Annotated in this window: 3 protein-coding genes; 2 read left to right on the forward strand and 1 reads right to left on the reverse strand. The window is 42.4% G+C overall.

Translation table 11 applies throughout. The features are described from left to right. Nucleotides 1-433 (reverse strand): universal stress protein (locus PX484_RS04405; protein ID WP_288102984.1); only part of this gene is annotated, 433 nt, incomplete at its 3' end. An 18-nt stretch (nucleotides 434-451) separates the two neighbouring features. On the opposite strand from PX484_RS04405, the gene PX484_RS04410 reads away from it, so the two are divergent. Both PX484_RS04410 and PX484_RS04415 read left to right on the forward strand, forming a co-directional pair. Next, nucleotides 452-859: a ribonuclease D gene (locus PX484_RS04410; RefSeq protein ID WP_288102986.1), complete on the forward strand. Its 408-nt coding sequence runs from the start codon at nucleotides 452-454 to the stop codon at nucleotides 857-859. Between the two features lie 55 nt (nucleotides 860-914). After that, nucleotides 915-1416 (forward strand): prephenate dehydratase domain-containing protein (locus PX484_RS04415; protein WP_288102988.1); only part of this gene is annotated, 502 nt, incomplete at its 3' end.

Here is a 1416-nt window from a genome sequence, read left to right on the forward strand (position 1 = left end):
AATTACTCACACTACCTAAGAATAACTCTCCTAGACCCGATCGCCCACGCCGACCGATGACAATTAAATCAATATTTTCCTCTCGCGCCACTTTACAGTTAGTTTTGGCGGCATGACCATAAATTTGCCGGTATTCTCCCTTTACACCCATTTCTCCCGCTTGATTAGCTCTTTTTTGCAACATTGCCAACCCTTTCTGCTCAAATTCTTCCCATTGTTGCCGCCAAAAATCAAGAGTCAGATCATTACCCTGGGCGGGGTAAATATCGGCTAAATTGGGTGGAATCGGTAAAGGGCTATAATCTTCTTCAGGGGAAAGGACGTGCAGTAGTAGAAGGTTAGCTTCGTACTTACTGGCTAAGGATACAGCCTCCTTAAAGACACTCTCCCCCATCTCCGACAAATCTACTGCTATCAAGATTTTTTGATACATTTTTCAGCCTCTGCAACCATGCCTTATTTAACGGAATCCGACGCTATTAGGAATGTGATCGATCACTTTTGCCATTTTCCCATTCTTTGGTTAGATACGGAAGTAGCCGATTACGATAGCAAGACTCCCCGTTTGTCTCTGATTCAAATTCTGGCTGATTCCACGGATTTAACGGGGGAGCGGGTGACAATTTTGGATGTTCTCGAACGACTGGACCTGATCGATTATTTTATCACTAAAATCATGCTGGTTGACCAGATAGAAAAGGTTTTTCACAATGCTACTTATGATTGTAAATTTTTGGGCGGTAAAATCAAAGTTAAAAAAATTACCTGTACCCTAGAGTTAGCTAAACAGGTTCCCTACTATATTGCTCCTTTACCCAATTATCAACTGAAAACGCTGGCTGAATTAGGTTATACTTGATATTTATGAGAAAGGCTGTAATAGCTAGAAAAAATTGCTTGCGGGGATAATCTAAATGACTGTAAAGATCGCTTATCTGGGGCCAGTGGGAACCTATTCAGAAACAGCCGCTTTAGCCTATGCTAACAGTTTACCACCCCAGCCTCATCAATTAATACCCTATCCTAGCATTGCCCTGGCCCTGCGATCGGTTGTCCAAAATCAGGCCGATTTAGCAGTGGTTCCGGTGGAAAATTCCACCGAAGGAAGTGTGGTAATGACTCTTGATGCTTTATGGCAATTACCCAGGTTACAGATTCAACAAGAATTAGTTTTACCGATTTCCCATGCACTTCTATCTCCTCAACAATCGCTAACAGAAATTAAAACCGTTTATTCCCATCCCCAAGCTTTAGCTCAATGTCAAAAATGGCTAGAAAATAATTTACCTAACGTGCCGATTATTCCCACCAATTCTACCACGGAAGCGATTCAACTTCTCGATCGAGAGGCTAATTCGGCCGCGATTGCTTCTCCCCGGGCTGCCAAACTCTATCATGTACCAATATTAATACAAC

The sequence above is a fragment of the Microcystis sp. M49636_WE2 genome (genome assembly GCF_030065375.1).
GTDB classification, from domain to species: Bacteria; Cyanobacteriota; Cyanobacteriia; order Cyanobacteriales; family Microcystaceae; genus Microcystis; species Microcystis aeruginosa_C.

What these genes read in the sequence shown, in the direction of transcription:
- PX484_RS04410 (WP_288102986.1), top strand. Translation starts at nt 452, where the DNA reads ATGCCTTATTTAACGGAATCCGACGCTATTAGGAATGTGATCGATCAC.